Source organism: Bradyrhizobium sp. HKCCYLS1011 (genome assembly GCF_051167795.1).
In the GTDB taxonomy this organism is placed as follows: Bacteria; Pseudomonadota; Alphaproteobacteria; order Rhizobiales; family Xanthobacteraceae; genus Bradyrhizobium.
In genome coordinates, this window is record NZ_JBNPTT010000026.1 from 1 (window position 1) to 1,405 (window position 1,405).

Annotated in this window: 1 protein-coding gene; it reads left to right on the plus strand. The window is 67.7% G+C overall.

All coding sequences use genetic code 11. The features are described 5' to 3' along the window. Nucleotides 1-1,405, plus strand: a 1,405-nt coding sequence (locus tag ACQR1W_RS39760) for a condensation domain-containing protein (protein WP_434855880.1), incomplete at both ends; no start/stop codon positions are given.

A 1,405-nucleotide genomic window follows, 5' to 3' on the forward strand; every position in this document is an offset into this window, starting at 1 on the left:
AACATCCAGCTCTATGTGCTGGACCATCGGTTGGAGCCGGTTCCGATCGGCGTAGCCGGCGAGCTCTATATCGGCGGCGTCGGCGTTGCCCGCGGCTATCTCGGCCGTCCGAGCCTCACGGCGGAACGCTTCGTACCGAGCCCGTTCGCATCCGGTGAGCGGCTGTATCGCACCGGGGATCTGGCGCGCTGGCGCCCTGACGGCGCGCTCGACTATCTCGGCCGCATCGACCATCAGGTAAAGCTGCGCGGCTTCCGGATCGAACTCGGTGAGATCGAGGCGGCGCTGCTGTCCGATCCTGCTGTCGAGCAGGCGGCCGTGGTGGTGCGCGACGACAGCGGTGAGCGCCGGCTGGTCGGCTATGTGACGATATGCGTCGAGGCGCCGTTCGAGGCGGACGCACTGCGGCGGCATCTGCAGCAGATGCTGCCGGATCACATGGTGCCGTCAGCCATCGTCAGGCTCGACCACCTGCCACTGACGCCGAACGGCAAGCTCGATCGCAACGCGCTGCCGGCGCCGGAGTGGCGCGGGCATGACGATGATGTGGCGCCTCGCAATGCGGCTGAGACGATATTGGCCACCATCTTTGCCGACGTTCTCGGCCTTGATGGAGTTGGTATCAATGACGACTTCTTCGCGCTCGGTGGGCATTCGCTGCTTGCCACTCGGGTCGTCGCCCGCGCCCAGCAGGAGCTTGGCGTGCAGGTCCCGTTGCGCATCCTGTTTGACGTGCCGACCGTTGCAGGCTTGGCCGAGCGGCTGCAACTCGCGCCAGCGACATCGGTGCTTCCTTTGGAGCCGGCGTCGCGCGACGCGCCCTTGCCATTGTCGCATGGTCAGGAGCGGCTGTGGTTTGTGGAGCAGCTCGGGCTTGCGGGCGGCACTTACAATATCTCGGCGGCGGTGCGGCTGGTTGGGCGGCTGGACGTCACGGCGCTGTCGACGGCCTTGAGCGAGGTGGTGCGGCGGCACGAGGTGTTGCGGACGCGGTTCGAGCCGCAAGGCGACAGCGCGGTACAGCGGATCGATCCGTCGTGGCCAGTGGCGCTGGAGCCGGTTGCGGTCTCGGCGGAAGAGGCGCGGCAGCGGGCCGAGCGCATCATGCAGCAGCCGTTCGATCTGGCGCACGATCGGCTGTTGCGCGCGGCGCTGTTAGAGCTGGCGCCTGACGATCACGTGCTGGTGCTGTCGATGCATCACGTGGTGTCGGACGGCTGGTCGCTGGGCGTGCTGGTCGGTGAGGTGGAGCGGCTGTATGCGGCCTTTGCCGCGGGGCAGCCATCGCCGCTGCCGGCCTTGCCGATCCAATATGCCGACTATGCGGTGTGGCAGCGGCGCTGGCTGGCGGAAGCCGCCCTGCAGCGGCAGCTTCACTATTGGACGCAGCAGCTGGCGGGCGCGC